Genomic DNA, 15,991 nt, shown 5'->3' with positions numbered 1-15,991 from the left:
CAAGGATTTTATATGATCGAACTGACTTTTTTTCGCCCTCGTTCGGTTTCCCGAACAAGCAACTATATTAGTATACCAAACCTTTTCTTTCTTGTCAATTCTTAGCTACATCTTTTTTGTTTTTTTTCGCAATCCTTTATTTTTCCAATAAAAAAATTCCAGGACTGGAATTTTTTTATGCTATTTTACGCGCTGTGTTTTATCTTTTTCTTCTGATTTTGTTGTATTGAGCGAGGCCTCACTACTTTGTGTTGCCTGAGTAATCCGATCTTGAACACTCACTTCATCTGCTTCTTGTTGAGCTTTTGTTTTGACGTCAATGACATCCACATTAACTTCAATAACATCCAAATCCGTCATATGAGCAACTTCATCGCTGATGATTTTCTTAATTTCCTCATAAATTTTTGGAATGTTTTTTTCATATTCAGCAATGATTTTTAAATCGACTGCCACTTGTTTTTGTCCCACTTCAACGCTAACACCAGTAGTCACATTATCTGTATTAATCAATTTATCCGTTAAATTTGAGAAAAATCCGCCATCTACTGCCAACAACCCATCGACTGAATCTAGTGCCATACCAATGATTTTTTGGATCACTTTGTCTTCATAGACGAGTTTGCCTTTGATTTCATTTTTTTGTGTTTTTGTATTTACATTTTCTACCATAATTTTCCTTTCTTATTTCTTAAAGATTCGATTGATGAGATCTGTTTGTTGAATGGATAGACCAACAAAAATACCGATGAGGATCAGCAATAGCATCAAAATTGTTTTCCAAAATCCAAATGTGAAAAAGCAAATGGCAAGTAACAAACCACTTGTGCCACCAATGATTGGATATTTATATTGATTAAAAAAGTTCATCGCGCTCCCTTCTTTAAATCACCCGTGGATTCGATGGTTTTTCTTTTAGATGATTGGCTTTTACGCTGACTTTGAGTAGGATGTGATGTGTAATGCCAAAATATGTATTAAGTCCAGTTGTGATTTCATTTTTAAATCCTTGTGTTTTATCAATAACCTGGGTTTGCGGAACAATTTCACCTTTTACATTTATCCTTAATTGACGCTTATATATTTTCACTTGAATTTTAGAATTTTTCATAAGCTCATTTTTTGTCAGTACCTCTCTCACATAGCCCTCTATAGCTGATGGACTAACCGTTAATTTTCCTTTTGTCCCCTCATTTAGAGAGATGGAAAAATATTGTTTAGGGAATGCTAAAATCATAACCATACCCAGAAATCCCATGATTATAAATAAAGAAGCTGCCAAAAAAAGGTACGGTGGCAAAACTTCTTTCATCCAAGAAATACGCTCAACACGTCCTAAATTCCAATCAAGGTTGAACGCATCTTGATTTTCTAAAATGACAAATCCTAAAACGGTTAATAAAATCAAGTCCAAAAGTATCAGCACTGTTTTTTTACTTTTTGACAATTAATTATTCTACCCTTTCTAAAAGAATGAGTTATTTATCTGCTACACGTCCCATGATAAATGAAACGACCAAAACAACGATAACTGCGCCGATAATAGAAGGAATAATTGCCATCCCTGCTAAGGTAAATCCCCACTTGCCAAACAATGCTTGCCCAAGAGCGGAACCCACCAAGCCGGCAACAATATTAGCAATCCATCCCATTGACCCACCTTTTTTCGTGATTGCTCCTGCAATCGCTCCAATAATAGCTCCTACAATGATAGACCAAATCATATCTTTACCACCTTTCTGTTCTTGTCAAAAAATAATTTCGACTTTTCTTTGTTACAATTTAATCTTATCAAATTTACAGTTTCATTTCAAACATTTTGTTTGCGTTTTCATTTTTTCTAAAACTATTATTTTTTTACAAAAAAATAGCAGTACTGCTATTTTTGATTTCAGGATATTTTTTCTTTTTCAAATCTAAAGAAGTCTGAGCTAATTTCGGGAGGCAAGCCACCGACTTGATCATTTATTTGATGAGGATCTTTGTGCTTGGCATTAAAAAATTCTACAATTTTGAAACCACATCGGTTGACATAAAAATGAATATTTCTTTTATCATAATATGGAGTGTGTGTTTCCCAAAGAAGGGCATTAGGATACTTATCCTCAATCGCTTGCCATATCTTTTGTCCTGTTCCTTTATTTTGAATTCCTACTTTGACATACAGAAGATGCAATTGATTCATTTTATTTTCCGAATCAATTACAACGATGGTTCCCCCGACAATTTCATTGTCAAGTATAGCAAAATAAGCTTCTGATCCTTCTGCATCAAAGGAGGATTCAATATCTTCTGTGGGCATGATCATCTCTTTTCTTTTTCCATATAAATCTTCATAACTTTTTTGGAAAGCGGATTGAGCTTCTTGAATAAATGTGCTTTTTTGATTTTGAGTGATTGGAATCAGGTTGAGTTGTGCCATTTTTTCTCCTTTTTATGTCTTTAATTTCTTTTTATTGTATCATATTTTGATCATTCGTCAAAAAAGCATTGTGATTTACTTGGCTATCGTTTTTTGCGAAAATATTAAAAAGCAATACTCAATAGTGAGCATTGCTTTAATTTTAACGATAATTGGATTAACGTTTTGAGAATTGTGAAGCTTTGCGGGCTTTTTTGAGTCCGGCTTTTTTACGTTCAACCATACGTGCGTCACGTGTCAAAAGTCCAGCGCGTTTCAATGCACCGCGGAAATCTGGGTCTACTTCAAGCAAAGCACGAGCGATACCGTGACGGATTGCTCCAGCTTGACCAGAAACTCCACCGCCATTGACATTAACGAGTGTATCGTAGCTGCCTTCAGTTTGTGTTGCTGCAAAGGGTTGGTTAATCACCAAACGCATATCTGCAAGTGGGATGTAGTTTTCTACATCGCGATTGTTTACAGTAATTTTACCAGTACCAGGTACGAGACGTACACGTGCTACTGAGTTTTTACGACGGCCTGTGCCGGCATATTGTACTTGAGCCATTTTGTATTTCTCCTCCTTATTAGATCAAACCTGTGATGTCAAGGACTTCAGGTTTTTGTGCTGCATGTGTGTGTTCTGCTCCAACAAACACTTTAAGTTTCATGCCTTGAGCACGTCCCAGTGTGTTGTGTGGAAGCATTCCTTTGACTGATTTTTCAATCAAACGGACAGCATTTTTCTCACGGAGTTCACCTGCTGTGATTGAAGTCAATCCGCCAGGGTAAAGGCTGTGCTTGTAGTAAATCTTATCTGTTGCTTTTTTACCAGTTAATTTAACTTTTTCAGCATTGATCACAATGACAAAGTCTCCTGTATCAGTGTGTGGTGTGTAAGTGGGTTTGTTTTTGCCGCGAAGTACGCTTGCTACAACTGCAGAAAGACGTCCCATAGGAACATCTGTAGCGTCAACGACATACCATTTACGGTCAACGTTTTGAGCGTTAGCCATGAATGTAGTTTTCATCATGATGAGTTTTTTCCTTTATTACTAGAATTTGTTTACAAATGCGGGTGTAAGAGTCCCGCGGATTATTTTTGGGTTCCGGGGCCACAAAAATGGGGTAAACAATACCGTTTACCATATTATCATATTTTCATATTATTTGTCAAGCTTTTGTTTTAATTAAATCTATTTTTATGCTAAAATAGGGGCATGAATGTTGTGCTTACTTTGGATGAAAAAACAATTCAATCTTTAATCAAAAAATTTGCAACGCATCAACGAACAACAAAAAATCAGTATCTTCGATTTTATGCTAATGTGGGCGGTGTTTCTATCAGTGTATATACTTCTGGAAAAGTCGTTTTTCAAGGAAGTGACGCAGAAAAATGTGCGCATGAGTTTGGCTATCAGACACAGAAAATTTCTGCTCGACAAGACAATTGCATTGGCACGGATGAAGTCGGAAACGGCTCATATTTTGGAAGTTTAGTGGTCGTAGCTTCTTTTGTCAGTACTGACAGCATTCCTTTGCTCAAAAAATGGGGCGTGGCAGACTCAAAAAAAGTGACGGATGAAAAAATCTGTCAGCTCGCACCAAAATTACGTGAACTTTTGCCACATGTCCAACTGATTGTTGAGCCAAAAAAGTATAATCAAGTGATTGAACAAGGCTATAATGCGGTCAGTATTAAAGTGGCCTTGCATAATCAAGCCATCTATCTATTAGAGAAAAAGTTAACGGTGGACGCTGAGCAGATTATTATTGATGCTTTTACGACAACAGCAAATTATGAAAAATATGTAAAAAAAGAGAAAAATCAAGTGACCTCAAAAATCACGCTGCTTCCTAAAGCAGAAGATCAATTTTTAGCAGTCGCTGCAAGTTCAATTATGGCTCGTGCGGCATTTCTCGATCATTTGGGCGCTTTATCAAAAAAAGCGAGGTTAGTACTTCCTAGTGGTGCTGGTGCGAGTTCCGATCGTATTGCTGCAAAAATAATCCAACGCGATGGCATTTCGGCACTCAATGAGTACGCAAAAGTCCATTTTGCAAACACACAAAAAGCAAGTCAACTTGCTCAAAAATAGAAGGTGAGTTTACTTATGAAATCATTTATCAAAGAATGGGGATTATTTATCGCCATCATCATTATTGCCGTTTTATCTCGTATGTTTATTTGGTCTGTCGTTGTTGTTGATGGACATTCTATGGATCCTAATTTAGCTGATAAAGAGCGATTAATTATCGTAAAAACAGCAAAAATTAATCGATTTGATATTGTTGTCGCCAAAGAAACAGAAGCTGGTACAACGAAAAATATTGTTAAACGCGTGATTGGGATGCCTGGGGATGTGATTACCTTTAATCAAGATCAACTGACCATAAATGGGAAAAAGTACGGTGAACCTTATTTAGCTGACTATAAAGCACAATTAAAGAGTGGAAAACTCGAAAAAACTTATGGCACTTATCCACTTAACGCTTCTCTGACCTCAGCAGATCGCTCAGGTTTTATCACTTTAGCTCAAAAAGCACAAGCCTTCACGACCGATGGAACAGGAAATCCTCAATTTACTGTCACGGTCCCTACAGGACAATATTTTCTGATGGGAGATAATCGCGTGGTTTCAAGAGATAGTCGGGCTGTGGGTCCTTTTAAACGCAGCGCTATCATTGGCGAAGCAAAATTTAGAATTTGGCCACTTCCAAAATTTGGACTTTTAAAATAGAAAATAATCATCAAAAATCGAGAAAAAATTCTGTCAGCGCTGACAGAATTTTTCTTTTCTTTGTTTTTTTATATTTTGATATTCTAAGAGTGTCAAAACAATCATCAGTACATCAACCAAGCTCACCACAATCATCATTACTGAGTGCGTGTGGACAAACTCTGTGAGCTGATAAATAATGAACCCAAGAAAAACGAGGAGCGATAACGGATAAGCCCATAACACTTTTTTCCAAAGAAGAACCAAGGTGACTAGCTTAATGATGCCATGAGATAAGAGATAAATCGCAAATAAATACTGTGTTGAAACAGTAAAATGTGCGCCAAAATCTAGTAATAATTTCATCAAAAAGCTATGAGAACTTTGATTCATTTCTCCTTTTGCCAACCAACTAATCGCTGAATTTAAGCGCGCTGGCGTAAGAAAAAAGAGTAAAAATCCGCCAATGACCTCTCCCAAGGCAAATAAACTTTTAAATATAAGAACGATGTCAAAACTGACATCAACAACTTTCATTTCTTTCTTTTTATTAACGACCATTACCCCTCGCAACCTTCCCTCTCTATTATAAGCCAAGGATTGCGCTTTTCACTAAAACTTTAGTCCGATTTTAAAAAATATTGCCGAGTTCAACGTCAATGGAGCGGTGTGCAATATCAATTCGATCCACTTTTAAGATGGATTTGTAATCATTGACCAACCGTTCTCCTTTGAATGGTCCTTCTAAAAATACTGCAACCCCAGCTAAAAAACAATCAAATTCATAAACTAAACTCTTCATTCCATTGATTGTGCCAGCTCCCTTCATAAAGTCATCGACAATTAATACATTTTGTCCGATGGATAGGCTTCGTTTTGACAGCGTCATATTTTCCACACGACTGCTCGATCCTGACATATAGTTCACATTCAATGTTGCCCCTTCAGTGACTTTTTGATCTCGACGGACAATGACAAACGGAACATCTAATATTTCGGCAACAGATTGTGCAATTGGAATTCCCTTTGTGGCAATCGTCATAATAACATCGACTGGTTTATCTTTGTATTCATGCGCAATGATTTGACCAATTTTTTTTAAATTACTTGGAGAGCCCAAAATATCAGACAAATAAATATATCCGCCTGGCAAAATTCGATTTTCTTCACGTAATAACTGAGCCAGTTCTTCTGTCATTCTTTTTGACGTCTCATCTGTGATGTATGGTGTATAGCGAACTCCACCTAAACTCCCAGGAAACGTTTCTACAATCCCAACTCCTTGAGCTTCAAAAACGTGTTTAATGAAAACCAAATCTTCTGATATTGAAGATTTCGCCACTTCATAACGCTTGCTTAACTTATTCAAATTCAACATCTGATTTGGATGATTCAATAAATAATTTGTAAAATCAACTAAACGTTCGTTTCTTTTCATGAATATCACCATTTTTCATTTTATATGTTCATTATATCATGCAATTTCCGAACAATCAAATGATGTCTCTTTTTCATTGTCAGTAGTCACAAAAAAACTTTGTCCGTTTGGACAAAGTTTTTATCATCTCTAGCAATAAAATTTAGTCAGCTTGAGCGCCACGACCATTTTTTGCAACGATTTCTTCTTGGATAGATTTTGGAACATCAGCATAATGGTCAAATACCATCATAAATGTACCGCGACCTTGTGTCGATGAACGAAGTGTTGTTGCATATCCAAACATTTGAGACAATGGGATGAACGCATTAACGATTTGGTTTTTACCGTGTGCTTCCATTGAGTTCACTTGTCCACGACGTGCAGTCACGTGACCCATGATATCTCCAAGGTTTTCTTCAGGTGCAGTGATTGTAACTTTCATCATAGGTTCCATAATGACTGCATCTGCATGTTTAGCAGCTTCTTTCAAAGCAAGTGAAGCTGCGACTTGAAAGGCTGTATCTGATGAATCGACATCGTGATATGAACCATCATAAAGTTTAGCTTTGACATCAACCAATGGATAGCCAGCTAATACCCCGTTGGCCATTGCTTTAGCTAATCCTTTTTCTACTGAAGGGATAAATTCACGTGGGACAACACCACCAACGATAGCATCTTCAAATTCGAATCCTTTTCCTTCTTCATTTGGCGTGAATTCAATCCAAACGTCACCATATTGACCTTTACCACCTGATTGGCGTTTAAAGTAACCACGTGCTTGAGTAACAGGGGCGCGGAATGTTTCACGGTAAGAAACTTCAGGTGCACCGACATTACATTCAACATTAAATTCATCGCGCATCCGAGTAACAAGAACATCCAAGTGAAGTTCTCCCATTCCGGCGATGATGATTTGACCTGTTTCTTCGTTCGTTTCAACTTTAAATGTTGGGTCTTCTTCAGCCAATTTAATGAGGGCTGTGGACATTTTTGTTTGGTCAGCTTTTGTTTTTGGTTCAACAGAAAGTTGGATTACTGGATCTGGAACTTCAATACGTTCCAAGATGATTTCGTGATCTTCATCTGACAATGTATCTCCTGTTGTGGTGTTTTTCAAACCAACAGCAGCAGCGATATCACCTGCATAAACTTCTTGGATTTCTGTCCGCGTATTCGCATGCATTTGGAGGATACGTCCGATACGTTCACGTTTTCCTTTGGATGTATTCATTACGTATGAACCAGCTTCAAGAACACCTGAATACACACGGAAGAATGACAAACGTCCAACGAATGGGTCTGTCATTACTTTGAAGGCAAGCGCTGCGAATGGTTCGTCATCTGAAGCGTGACGGACATCTTCTTCTTCAGTGTCAGGATTGATTCCTTTTACAGAAGCAATATCAACTGGGCTTGGAAGGTAGTCAATAACTGCGTCAAGCATCATTTGAACCCCTTTATTCTTGAAGGCAGAACCTGCAAGCATTGGGTAAAATTCAACATTAATCGTCGCTTTACGAATTGCAGCTTTAAGTTCTTCAACTGAGATTTCTTCTCCAGCGAAGTATTTTTCCATGATATTATCATCAAGTTCAGCAATCGCTTCAATCAATTTTTCACGCCATTCTTGAGCTTGTTCTAAATATTCTGCTGGAATTTCTTCATCAAGAATGTCTGTTCCGAGGTCATTCGTATAAACTTCGGCACGCATTGTAACCAAGTCAATGATTCCTGTAAATGAATCTTCTGCTCCGATTGGAATTTGAATCGGATGCGCATTTGCTCCCAAACGATCACCCAAAGTTTCAAGTGAATAGAAGAAATCTGCTCCAATTTTATCCATTTTATTTGCAAAAACAATACGTGGAACGTGGTATTCCGTTGCTTGACGCCAAACCGTTTCAGTTTGGGGTTCAACACCAGATTGTGCATCAAGAACAGTTACAGCACCGTCAAGGACACGAAGGGAACGTTGCACTTCGATAGTGAAATCCACGTGACCTGGTGTGTCAATAATGTTGACACGGTTGCCTTTCCAAAATGCTGTTGTAGCGGCAGAAGTGATCGTAATTCCACGGTCTTGTTCTTGCTTCATCCAGTCCATTTGTGAAGCCCCTTCGTGGGTTTCACCGATTTTGTGAATTTTACCAGTATAGTAAAGGACACGTTCAGTTGTAGTAGTCTTACCAGCATCGACGTGAGCCATGATACCGATATTACGAGTATTTTCGAGGGAAAATTCGCGAGCCATTTTTGTCTCCTATTTTTTTAATGAAATGAGAAAACTCTCATTTATGTCTATTTTAACAAATTATCTTTAAAAATTAAAACAAAACCGAGCGGGCGAGGAGCCCAAGCCCGGTAATGTTCGTTTTTACATCAATTCGATGTTACTTTACAGTCTTTAAGACTGATTGTAAAATTTATTTTCTAAGCAGAAGCGAGAAAGAAGGTCCAAAAGCGTACAAGAAGTACACAAGGGTGCTTCTAACAAAGCAGCTGCGACGCAAATACTCAAGTGGACTGAATATTTTATCTTTGTTCCTACGTTCCAGATCAGGCTTCGCCAAATGAAACTACGTTTCAGATTGCTCTGCAATCTCTGTGACTTGTCACAAAAAAATTTCAGTCTCCCTGCAAAGCAAGCTTTGCGACGCGAGCGGAAAATTTTACCAGCGGAAGTGAGCGAACGCACGGTTAGCTTCAGCCATTTTGTGAGTGTCTTCACGTTTTTTGACTGCTGCACCTGTGTTATTTGCTGCATCCATGATTTCTTTTGCAAGACGATCTTGCATGGTGTGTTCACCACGATTACGCGCGATTGTTACCAACCAACGAAGTCCTAGTGTTGTACGACGTTCTGGACGAACTTCAACTGGGACTTGGTAGTTAGAACCACCGACACGACGCGCACGAACTTCAAGAACTGGCATGATATTTTCCATAGCAGATTCGAAGACTTCGAGCGGATTATTTCCAGTAGCTTCTTCAATTTGTTTGAAGGCACCGTAAACGATTTGAGCTGAAACTCCACGTTTACCATCAAGCATTACACGGTTGATAAGGCGAGTAACGACGACTGAGTTGTACATTGGATCTGCCAAAACTTCACGTTTTGGGGCACGATTTTTACGCATTCTTACTTATCTCCCTTCTTAAGCTTTTGGTTTTTTAGCACCGTATTTAGAACGGCTTTGTTTACGATTTGCAACACCAGCGGTATCCATTGCACCACGAACGATGTGGTAACGTACCCCTGGAAGGTCTTTTACACGACCACCACGAAGAAGCACAACACTGTGTTCTTGGAGGTTATGTCCGATACCTGGGATGTACGCTGTCACTTCCATAAGGTTTGAAAGACGTACACGCGCGAATTTACGAAGCGCTGAGTTTGGTTTCTTTGGTGTCATTGTTCCAACACGTGTTGCAACACCACGTTTTTGTGGTGAAGAAAGGTTCGTTTGGACTTTTTTGCGGCTGTTGTAGCCAACGTTCAAGGCTGGTGACTTAGATTTTGTAACTTTGTCATGACGGCCTGTGCGTACTAATTGGTTAATTGTAGGCATTTTTTCGTCTGCTTTTCTTTATCATCCTGAAAAATCAGAAGCGGTGATGACATTGAAAAAGCATTCCTTTCGTATGATTTTAATTTGAGTTGTCAGTATATGGCCGCTTAAACCAAGTTCTGGCAAGAAGTTTAGCAACTTTAACACGTTCTCCTGAGAGTTCAAAGTAAAAAGTACCGTTTAATATCTTATCATATCTTATCATACTTGTCAAGTCTCTTTGTTTTTTAAGTGTATTGAGCGCGTTTGAAGAGGATTTGATTGGTCTGAGTGCATTTTTTTGACTTAATTGGGCTGAAATTGCTATACTGAAGAAGTCAATGATGCAATGCTACGGAGGTTTCCACATGTTATTACTGTCCCAAATTATCTCAGATTTACAAGGAACCATTGATATTTATGGTGAAGATTTTAATGTTATTGCGATTTATTCACATCATAATAATCGAATCACGGGTTTTTGTGATGCTTCTTGTGATTCCACTTTTGGTAAAAGCGCAAGCAAATCTTATGCACATTATCACTTTCAGCTTTTAAAAGATGGTCAAATGTTCATTAATCAAACTAAAATTGAGTTGATGCCAGCAAAAACCTTGCTCACCCTTTTATGTGAGCAACAAAACATCAATTCGGTCAGATAAAAAGTTGTCCGTGTACGCTATGTCCCTATTTGCTCGGGATCTATTTGAAAATAAAGAACTAAAAAATGGTGGATGGCATGGATATGCAGCACCTTGTGTGACAAAGCTCTGGAAGCACTTTTTTAAAACTTTGGATAAAACCGCATTTCTTATGTTCTATTTGTATCTGCTGGGGATATATAGTATAATAATGACATGAAAAAAATCTTGATTTCTCTTTTTTCCCTTTGTCTTTTTGCTCCGTTCTTTTTAGGGGGGGCTGTCAGTGCTGACAGCTTTTCAATTGCTGCAAAATCTGCCATTGCAATTGACGCGGCAAGTGGAAAAATTTTATATGCGCAAAATGAAAAAGATTCGAGTACTCAAATCGCATCAATCACCAAATTAATCACTGCTTATCTCGTCTATAAAAACGTTGCTGAAGGAAAATTGTCGTGGGAAACTAAAGTGCCGATTTCTAATTACGCTTATGAGTTGACACAAAATACCGCGGCAAGTAATGTCGCAATGACAAAAGGTGAAAAAATCAGTGTGAAAGATTTGATGAATGCACTCATGCTTCCTTCAGCAAACTCTGCTGCTGTGGCACTTGCTGAGCAAATCGGTGGTACTGAACCTCAATTTGTTAATCTGATGCGGGCACAGCTCAAACAATGGGGAATTTCTGATGCTCAAATCTTCAATGCTTCTGGCTTACCCAATAGTGTTTTGGGTAAAAATATTTATCCAAACTCTCAAGTAGATGCGTCAAATACGATGAGTGCTGAGGATGTTGCAATCGTTTCTTATCATCTCTTAAAAGATTATCCTCAAATTTTAGAAATTTCAAAACAAACCACTCTTCCTTTTGATGAAAAAGGTGCTTCAAAAACAACTTTAAAAACGACAAATCAGATGTTAAAAGGATTTCCACAATTTCGCTCTGGTGTCGATGGTCTAAAAACTGGCTCGACAGGCTATCAAATTAACTGTTTTGCAGCAACAACACTTCAAAATAATTTTAGAATTATCACTGTGATTTTAGAAGCAAATCAACCTGCTGATGATAATAGCACTCCGTTTAATCTTACCAATCAGCTGATGAATCAGGTTTATGGCAATTGGATGATTGATTCTATTGCTAAAAAGGGAAAAACATTTGCAAAATTTCCTTCCTTTTCTGTGGTCGATGGGAAGTCAAAAACTGTGAAACTTGTTCCTCAAGAAGACATTATCCCCGTCGTTCCAAGAGCTGCTGATGGGACTCCTGACAGCAAAACGCTCTCTGTCACTACTGACAAAAAGCGCAGCGCCTCGATTGAAGCGGCTGTGAAAAAAGGGCAGGTCCTTGTTGCAGTACACACCAGTGTCAAAGATGCACTCGGATACATTCCTGGAGCATCAAAAGCAGAATTTAATCTCGTGGCTGACAAAACCGTTGAACGTGCCGTTTTACCTGTTGTGTTATGGAATCATTTTGTGAAATTTGTCAATGAAAAATTATAAAAAATTTCTGTCAGTACTGACAGAAATTTTTTTAGCCTTTAGACTTTACAATTGCAAGCAAAATCGCTCCAATGACAAACAAAACCGTCCCACAAGCAATATAGCCCATCTCTTTTTTTGTTTTCTTTTCGCCAAGAAAGAGAATCCCACAAAAAGTAGAGATGATTACACCAAGCTGTGAAAATGAAAAAGCAATCGCATTTCCTGCTGTTTGCGCCGCAAGCAACATGAAAATATTTCCAATTCCCCACATGATTCCAACAAACATATTTTTGAAAACGACAGGTTTGAGATCAATTTTTCCTTTTGCCATCAAAATTGCCCCAAAAATCATCCCAATCGACATTGGAAAAATAATCGTCAATGTATCAAAATGAATATTAAACCACGGCCCTGAGAGGTTGTTCAATAAAATAACATAAGTAACATATCCTACCGTCGAATAAGTTAAAGCAACCAGTCCTTTAATCATATGATGTTTCGGATTTTTTTGTGTATTTTCAGGATCTTGTTTTGATGAAAAATAAAATCCAATCATCAACAAAATCATCGCTGTAAATCCTAAAATATACTGGATTTTTAATGTCCATTCATGGAAAACAAGTGCTCCAAGTAAACCACCAAGAACAAGCTGAAAGCCTGAGGAGAGTGGGGAAGCAACAGAAACACCCATGTATTTCATCGAATGAAACTGTCCACTTTGTCCGATTGACCAAATCATTCCCGCTACAAATCCCATAAGGAAAATCGGGAGTGTCATCTGTGGTTGGCGTATCAAAAATACAACAAGTGCAAATACGAATGCACCTAACGTCATTCCTAATGTTTGCTGTTTCGCGTCTCCACCGATTTTGTTTGAAACAAAACCAATAGATCCCCATGCAAACATAGGAACTAATGCAAATAAAAGTCCTTGCATAAGTCCACCTTTTCTAATTTTTTTAAAAGTACCTTCCTATTTTACAGTAATTTTTCAAAAACACAACATCAAACGTCTTATTTCATCAAAAATACGCATTGCTCTTATTTTCTTTTTTCCAAAAGTATTAAAAGTGGCGGTGTATGGATTTGATTCAGAGGAACATATGAAAAACTGTGCCAATACTCTTGTGGCAAATTTTGTGCCCACTTTACCAGCGCATTTTTTTCATCTCGCCCTCCTTTATGCCCATAATAAATCATGAGTGCAATTCGTCCGCCCACACACAATCGCGCTGTCAGTACTGACAGCGCCGCAAGTGTTGTTTCGGGGCGCGTAATGATTGATTTGTCAGTATTCGGAAGATATCCTAAATTAAAGATTGCAGCTTTGATTGGTTTCTCTATGTATCGCAGAAGATGCTCATGACCATCCAAAATAAGTGTGGCCTTTTGATGAGCCAGCGCCAACTTTTCCTCCGTTGCCTTCAGCGCCTCTTTTTGAATATCAAACGCATACACATGATCTGATAGCTGCGATAAAAAAAGTGTATCATATCCATTTCCCATTGTAGCATCAACCACAATATCCTTGCGCTCAATGACTTCCTTTAACATCTGGTGAGCAACTTCTATTGGTTTAATCACGATCACATTTCATCACTTTCTTAAAGATTTTTTCATCAAATTCTAATTTATAACGGGACGCAATTTCTGTCAGTACTGACAAAAGCGGATCACACCATTGCGATTGAAACGTTTCAAAATCATAAGAATTTTGACTCATTTTCAGCTGATTGATCTGATCCAAATTCAATTTTGAACGTCTCCCTTCATATTTTGACCAATCCCCAAGACTGTTTGGTTGCCGCCCCTTAGCCATCATCCAAAAGGCAACATTAGCATTTTTCACCCAAAGTTCACATTCTAAAGCATAATGAAATTCTCCTCTTTTGCGTCTGCGATAAACTTCCTGAACATTAGAATAAAATTTTACCAAATAAAAATCAAATGTTTTTTGAGTCACAACATAAGAAAGTTGACACGATTTTTCCTTGATATTTCTAAGAAAATCATTTTTATCTTTCAAAATTTTAATTTCTTTTAACCAATTTGAAGGAATAATCTCAGAAACATGGTAAACAAAACAATCTAACTTAATGAAATTCTCATAATGAATCACAGCATAATTTTCATTCACAGTTGAAACAAATAAAATTTTGTCACTCTCTTCAATTTTATTTTCTGTCAGTACTGACAGAACAGCACTTTTATCCATTTCATCACCAATAACCAAACGAAGATCAATATCTGAAACATCATCTGTTTCACAAAGTGCCATAGAACCACTCAAATAAATTCCTGAAATACCTGCTACATGCTCATAAAAATCACATATTTTTTTAATTATTGCATCCCGTTTTTCACTTGGTTCCATTTATATTCTCCATTCGCGCGTCTCCATAAATCGATTCAGCCCTTAGAACGTGATTTTCTCAACTTTTCTTATGTCATGACATCCTTGAACTGATTTTCGACATTCCATTTCACGATCAATCGCATTAAGTACTTCCCACTTTTTTTTGCTCCACATCGGTCCAATCAAACTATCTCGCGGCGCATCTCCTGTCAGTCGATGAATAACAATCTCTTTAGGAATCAATTCCAGTTGATCACAAATTGTTGTAACATACTCATTTTGAGACAATAATTTCAACTTTCCCGCATGATAATCTCGTTGCATCGCCGTATTTTTCATCAAATGGAGCAAATGCAATTTCACCCCCTGAATATCAGAATCAAGAACCATCCTTTTCACATTTTCAAGCATCATCTCATGCGTTTCACCTGGTAATCCATTGATTAGATGCGTACACACTTTAATCCCATGAACCCTCAAACGCGCAACAGCATCCACATAAACATCATATTCATGCGCACGATTAATCAATCGACTCGTCTTTTCAAACGTCGTCTGAAGTCCCAAATCAATCCACACTTCCATCCGATCATTTAGTTCCGCCAAATAATCCACCACATCTTCTGGCAAGCAATCTGGACGTGTCCCAATCGCAATGCCCACCACATCTGGTTGCGACACTGCTGCCTCAAAACGCTCACGCAACACTTCAACTGGCGCATAGGTATTCGTGAAATTCTGAAAATAGGCCATGTATTTTTTTACTCCAGGCCATTTTTTGTGAAATTGCTCCACTTCCACTTTAAATTGAACGTCAATTGGAGATTCCGGTTCTAAAATCATATCCCCAGAACCCGAAACCGTACAAAAAGTGCATCCCCCATGAGCTACTTTTCCATCCCGATTCGGACAATCAAAACCGGCATCAATCGGTACTTTAAAAATTTTTTCCCCAAATCGTCCACGTAAATATTCATTCCAAGTTGTATATCTTTTTATCATTATATTAATCAAAAGCCATCACGATAACAGCTCTCCCATCTTTTAGTCTTCCATACAATTATATCAAAAAAAGAGACTTAAAAGTCTCTAAATTAGCTGCGGTTGTCAGACTCGAACTGACGACATCATGATTAACAGTCATGCGCTACTACCAACTGAGCTAAACCGCAAAAATATAAAAATCGGCATAACCGATTTGATAACTTATAGTCTGTACGGGACTCGAACCCGTGTTACCGCCGTGAAAAGGCGGTGTCTTAACCTCTTGACCAACAGACCACATCAACTTAGCACCGACCCTATCTTGCAGGGGGCGACCCCCAACTACTTCCGGCGCAGAAGGACTTAACTACTGTGTTCGGCATGGGAACAGGTGTATCTCCAACGCTATGGGCACTAAATCATTCTC

21 protein-coding genes, 2 tRNA genes and 1 rRNA gene are annotated in these 15,991 nt (G+C 38.0%); 4 read left to right on the top strand and 20 right to left on the bottom strand.

What is annotated here, in order from left to right; translation table 11 throughout:
- Positions 1–180 precede the first annotated feature (180 nt).
- The 7 genes from GHI93_RS12290 to rplM all read right to left on the bottom strand — a co-directional run bounded on the left by GHI93_RS12290 (position 181) and on the right by rplM (position 3,438).
- Complete coding sequence (locus GHI93_RS12290; protein WP_153497304.1) at positions 181–672, bottom strand: Asp23/Gls24 family envelope stress response protein; 492 nt, start codon at positions 670–672, stop codon at positions 181–183.
- Between the two features lie 12 nt (positions 673–684).
- The gene (locus GHI93_RS12285) at positions 685–870 is read right to left on the bottom strand and encodes a DUF2273 domain-containing protein (RefSeq protein WP_153497303.1); all 186 of its coding nucleotides are present in this window, start codon (positions 868–870) and stop codon (positions 685–687) included.
- A gap of 13 nt (positions 871–883) precedes the next feature.
- The gene (gene amaP / locus GHI93_RS12280; RefSeq protein WP_153497302.1) at positions 884–1,447 is read right to left on the bottom strand and encodes an alkaline shock response membrane anchor protein AmaP; all 564 of its coding nucleotides are present in this window, start codon (positions 1,445–1,447) and stop codon (positions 884–886) included.
- A gap of 31 nt (positions 1,448–1,478) precedes the next feature.
- A complete protein-coding gene (locus tag GHI93_RS12275; protein ID WP_153497301.1) occupies positions 1,479–1,724 on the bottom strand; it encodes a GlsB/YeaQ/YmgE family stress response membrane protein in 246 nt (81 codons plus the stop codon).
- Between the two features lie 167 nt (positions 1,725–1,891).
- On the bottom strand, positions 1,892–2,422 hold the full coding sequence (locus tag GHI93_RS12270) for a GNAT family N-acetyltransferase (RefSeq protein WP_153497300.1): 531 nt from the start codon (positions 2,420–2,422) through the stop codon (positions 1,892–1,894).
- Positions 2,423–2,579: 157 nt separating this feature from the next.
- The gene (rpsI, locus tag GHI93_RS12265) at positions 2,580–2,972 is read right to left on the bottom strand and encodes a 30S ribosomal protein S9 (protein ID WP_153497299.1); all 393 of its coding nucleotides are present in this window, start codon (positions 2,970–2,972) and stop codon (positions 2,580–2,582) included.
- 19 nt (positions 2,973–2,991) lie between these two features.
- Positions 2,992–3,438: a 50S ribosomal protein L13 gene (gene rplM, locus GHI93_RS12260; protein WP_153497298.1), complete on the bottom strand. Its 447-nt coding sequence runs from the start codon at positions 3,436–3,438 to the stop codon at positions 2,992–2,994.
- Positions 3,439–3,624: 186 nt separating this feature from the next.
- Between rplM and rnhC the strand changes: the two genes are divergently transcribed.
- Together rnhC and lepB are read left to right on the top strand one after the other, a co-directional pair.
- Complete coding sequence (gene rnhC / locus GHI93_RS12255) at positions 3,625–4,503, top strand: ribonuclease HIII (protein WP_153497297.1); 879 nt, start codon at positions 3,625–3,627, stop codon at positions 4,501–4,503.
- Between the two features lie 15 nt (positions 4,504–4,518).
- Positions 4,519–5,145 (top strand): signal peptidase I, encoded by a 627-nt coding sequence (gene lepB, locus GHI93_RS12250; RefSeq protein ID WP_153497296.1) that lies wholly within the window; start codon positions 4,519–4,521, stop codon positions 5,143–5,145.
- A gap of 33 nt (positions 5,146–5,178) precedes the next feature.
- On the opposite strand, the gene GHI93_RS12245 is transcribed toward lepB, so the two are convergent.
- The 6 genes from GHI93_RS12245 to GHI93_RS13215 all read right to left on the bottom strand — a co-directional run bounded on the left by GHI93_RS12245 (position 5,179) and on the right by GHI93_RS13215 (position 10,321).
- The gene (locus GHI93_RS12245) at positions 5,179–5,685 is read right to left on the bottom strand and encodes a DUF2127 domain-containing protein (RefSeq protein WP_153497295.1); all 507 of its coding nucleotides are present in this window, start codon (positions 5,683–5,685) and stop codon (positions 5,179–5,181) included.
- Positions 5,686–5,755: 70 nt separating this feature from the next.
- The gene (gene purR, locus GHI93_RS12240) at positions 5,756–6,562 is read right to left on the bottom strand and encodes a pur operon repressor (protein ID WP_153497294.1); all 807 of its coding nucleotides are present in this window, start codon (positions 6,560–6,562) and stop codon (positions 5,756–5,758) included.
- A 142-nt stretch (positions 6,563–6,704) separates the two neighbouring features.
- Positions 6,705–8,798 carry an elongation factor G gene (gene fusA / locus GHI93_RS12235; protein ID WP_153497293.1) on the bottom strand — a complete coding sequence of 698 codons (2,094 nt, stop codon included), beginning with the start codon at positions 8,796–8,798 and terminating at the stop codon, positions 6,705–6,707.
- Positions 8,799–9,216: 418 nt separating this feature from the next.
- Positions 9,217–9,684 carry a 30S ribosomal protein S7 gene (rpsG, locus tag GHI93_RS12230; RefSeq protein WP_153497292.1) on the bottom strand — a complete coding sequence of 156 codons (468 nt, stop codon included), beginning with the start codon at positions 9,682–9,684 and terminating at the stop codon, positions 9,217–9,219.
- An 18-nt stretch (positions 9,685–9,702) separates the two neighbouring features.
- The gene (rpsL, locus tag GHI93_RS12225) at positions 9,703–10,116 is read right to left on the bottom strand and encodes a 30S ribosomal protein S12 (RefSeq protein ID WP_096819148.1); all 414 of its coding nucleotides are present in this window, start codon (positions 10,114–10,116) and stop codon (positions 9,703–9,705) included.
- 79 nt (positions 10,117–10,195) lie between these two features.
- A complete protein-coding gene (locus GHI93_RS13215) occupies positions 10,196–10,321 on the bottom strand; it encodes a hypothetical protein (protein ID WP_281347502.1) in 126 nt (41 codons plus the stop codon).
- A 142-nt stretch (positions 10,322–10,463) separates the two neighbouring features.
- Here GHI93_RS13215 and GHI93_RS12220 point away from each other — a divergent pair, with 142 nt between their 5' ends.
- Together GHI93_RS12220 and GHI93_RS12215 are read left to right on the top strand one after the other, a co-directional pair.
- Positions 10,464–10,757: a hypothetical protein gene (locus GHI93_RS12220; protein WP_153497291.1), complete on the top strand. Its 294-nt coding sequence runs from the start codon at positions 10,464–10,466 to the stop codon at positions 10,755–10,757.
- A 195-nt stretch (positions 10,758–10,952) separates the two neighbouring features.
- Positions 10,953–12,242 carry a serine hydrolase gene (locus GHI93_RS12215; protein WP_153497290.1) on the top strand — a complete coding sequence of 430 codons (1,290 nt, stop codon included), beginning with the start codon at positions 10,953–10,955 and terminating at the stop codon, positions 12,240–12,242.
- 31 nt (positions 12,243–12,273) lie between these two features.
- Here GHI93_RS12215 and GHI93_RS12210 read toward each other — a convergent pair whose 3' ends face one another.
- The 7 genes from GHI93_RS12210 to rrf all read right to left on the bottom strand — a co-directional run bounded on the left by GHI93_RS12210 (position 12,274) and on the right by rrf (position 15,983).
- Complete coding sequence (locus GHI93_RS12210) at positions 12,274–13,161, bottom strand: GRP family sugar transporter (RefSeq protein ID WP_153497289.1); 888 nt, start codon at positions 13,159–13,161, stop codon at positions 12,274–12,276.
- A 104-nt stretch (positions 13,162–13,265) separates the two neighbouring features.
- The gene (mnmM, locus tag GHI93_RS12205) at positions 13,266–13,808 is read right to left on the bottom strand and encodes a tRNA 5-(aminomethyl)-2-thiouridylate-methyltransferase MnmM (protein WP_343030376.1); all 543 of its coding nucleotides are present in this window, start codon (positions 13,806–13,808) and stop codon (positions 13,266–13,268) included.
- Positions 13,801–14,598, bottom strand: coding sequence for a nucleotidyltransferase domain-containing protein (locus GHI93_RS12200; protein ID WP_153497288.1), 798 nt, complete (start codon positions 14,596–14,598; stop codon positions 13,801–13,803). Before GHI93_RS12200 ends, mnmM begins: the two co-directional genes overlap by 8 nt.
- Before the next feature lie 42 nt (positions 14,599–14,640).
- A complete protein-coding gene (gene mnmL / locus GHI93_RS12195) occupies positions 14,641–15,582 on the bottom strand; it encodes a tRNA modification radical SAM protein MnmL/YtqA (RefSeq protein ID WP_153497287.1) in 942 nt (313 codons plus the stop codon).
- 96 nt (positions 15,583–15,678) lie between these two features.
- Positions 15,679–15,752, bottom strand: a tRNA-Asn gene (locus GHI93_RS12190).
- A 37-nt stretch (positions 15,753–15,789) separates the two neighbouring features.
- Positions 15,790–15,861: transfer RNA gene (locus GHI93_RS12185), tRNA-Glu, on the bottom strand.
- Between the two features lie 6 nt (positions 15,862–15,867).
- Positions 15,868–15,983: ribosomal RNA gene (rrf, locus tag GHI93_RS12180) — 5S ribosomal RNA — on the bottom strand.
- Positions 15,984–15,991 lie beyond the last annotated feature (8 nt).

It is taken from the genome of Lactococcus hircilactis (assembly GCF_009601015.1).
In the GTDB taxonomy this organism is placed as follows: Bacteria; Bacillota; Bacilli; order Lactobacillales; family Streptococcaceae; genus Lactococcus; species Lactococcus hircilactis.
The sequence above is the reverse complement of the archived record's forward strand: the minus strand, read 5'-3'. Positions and strand labels throughout refer to the sequence as shown.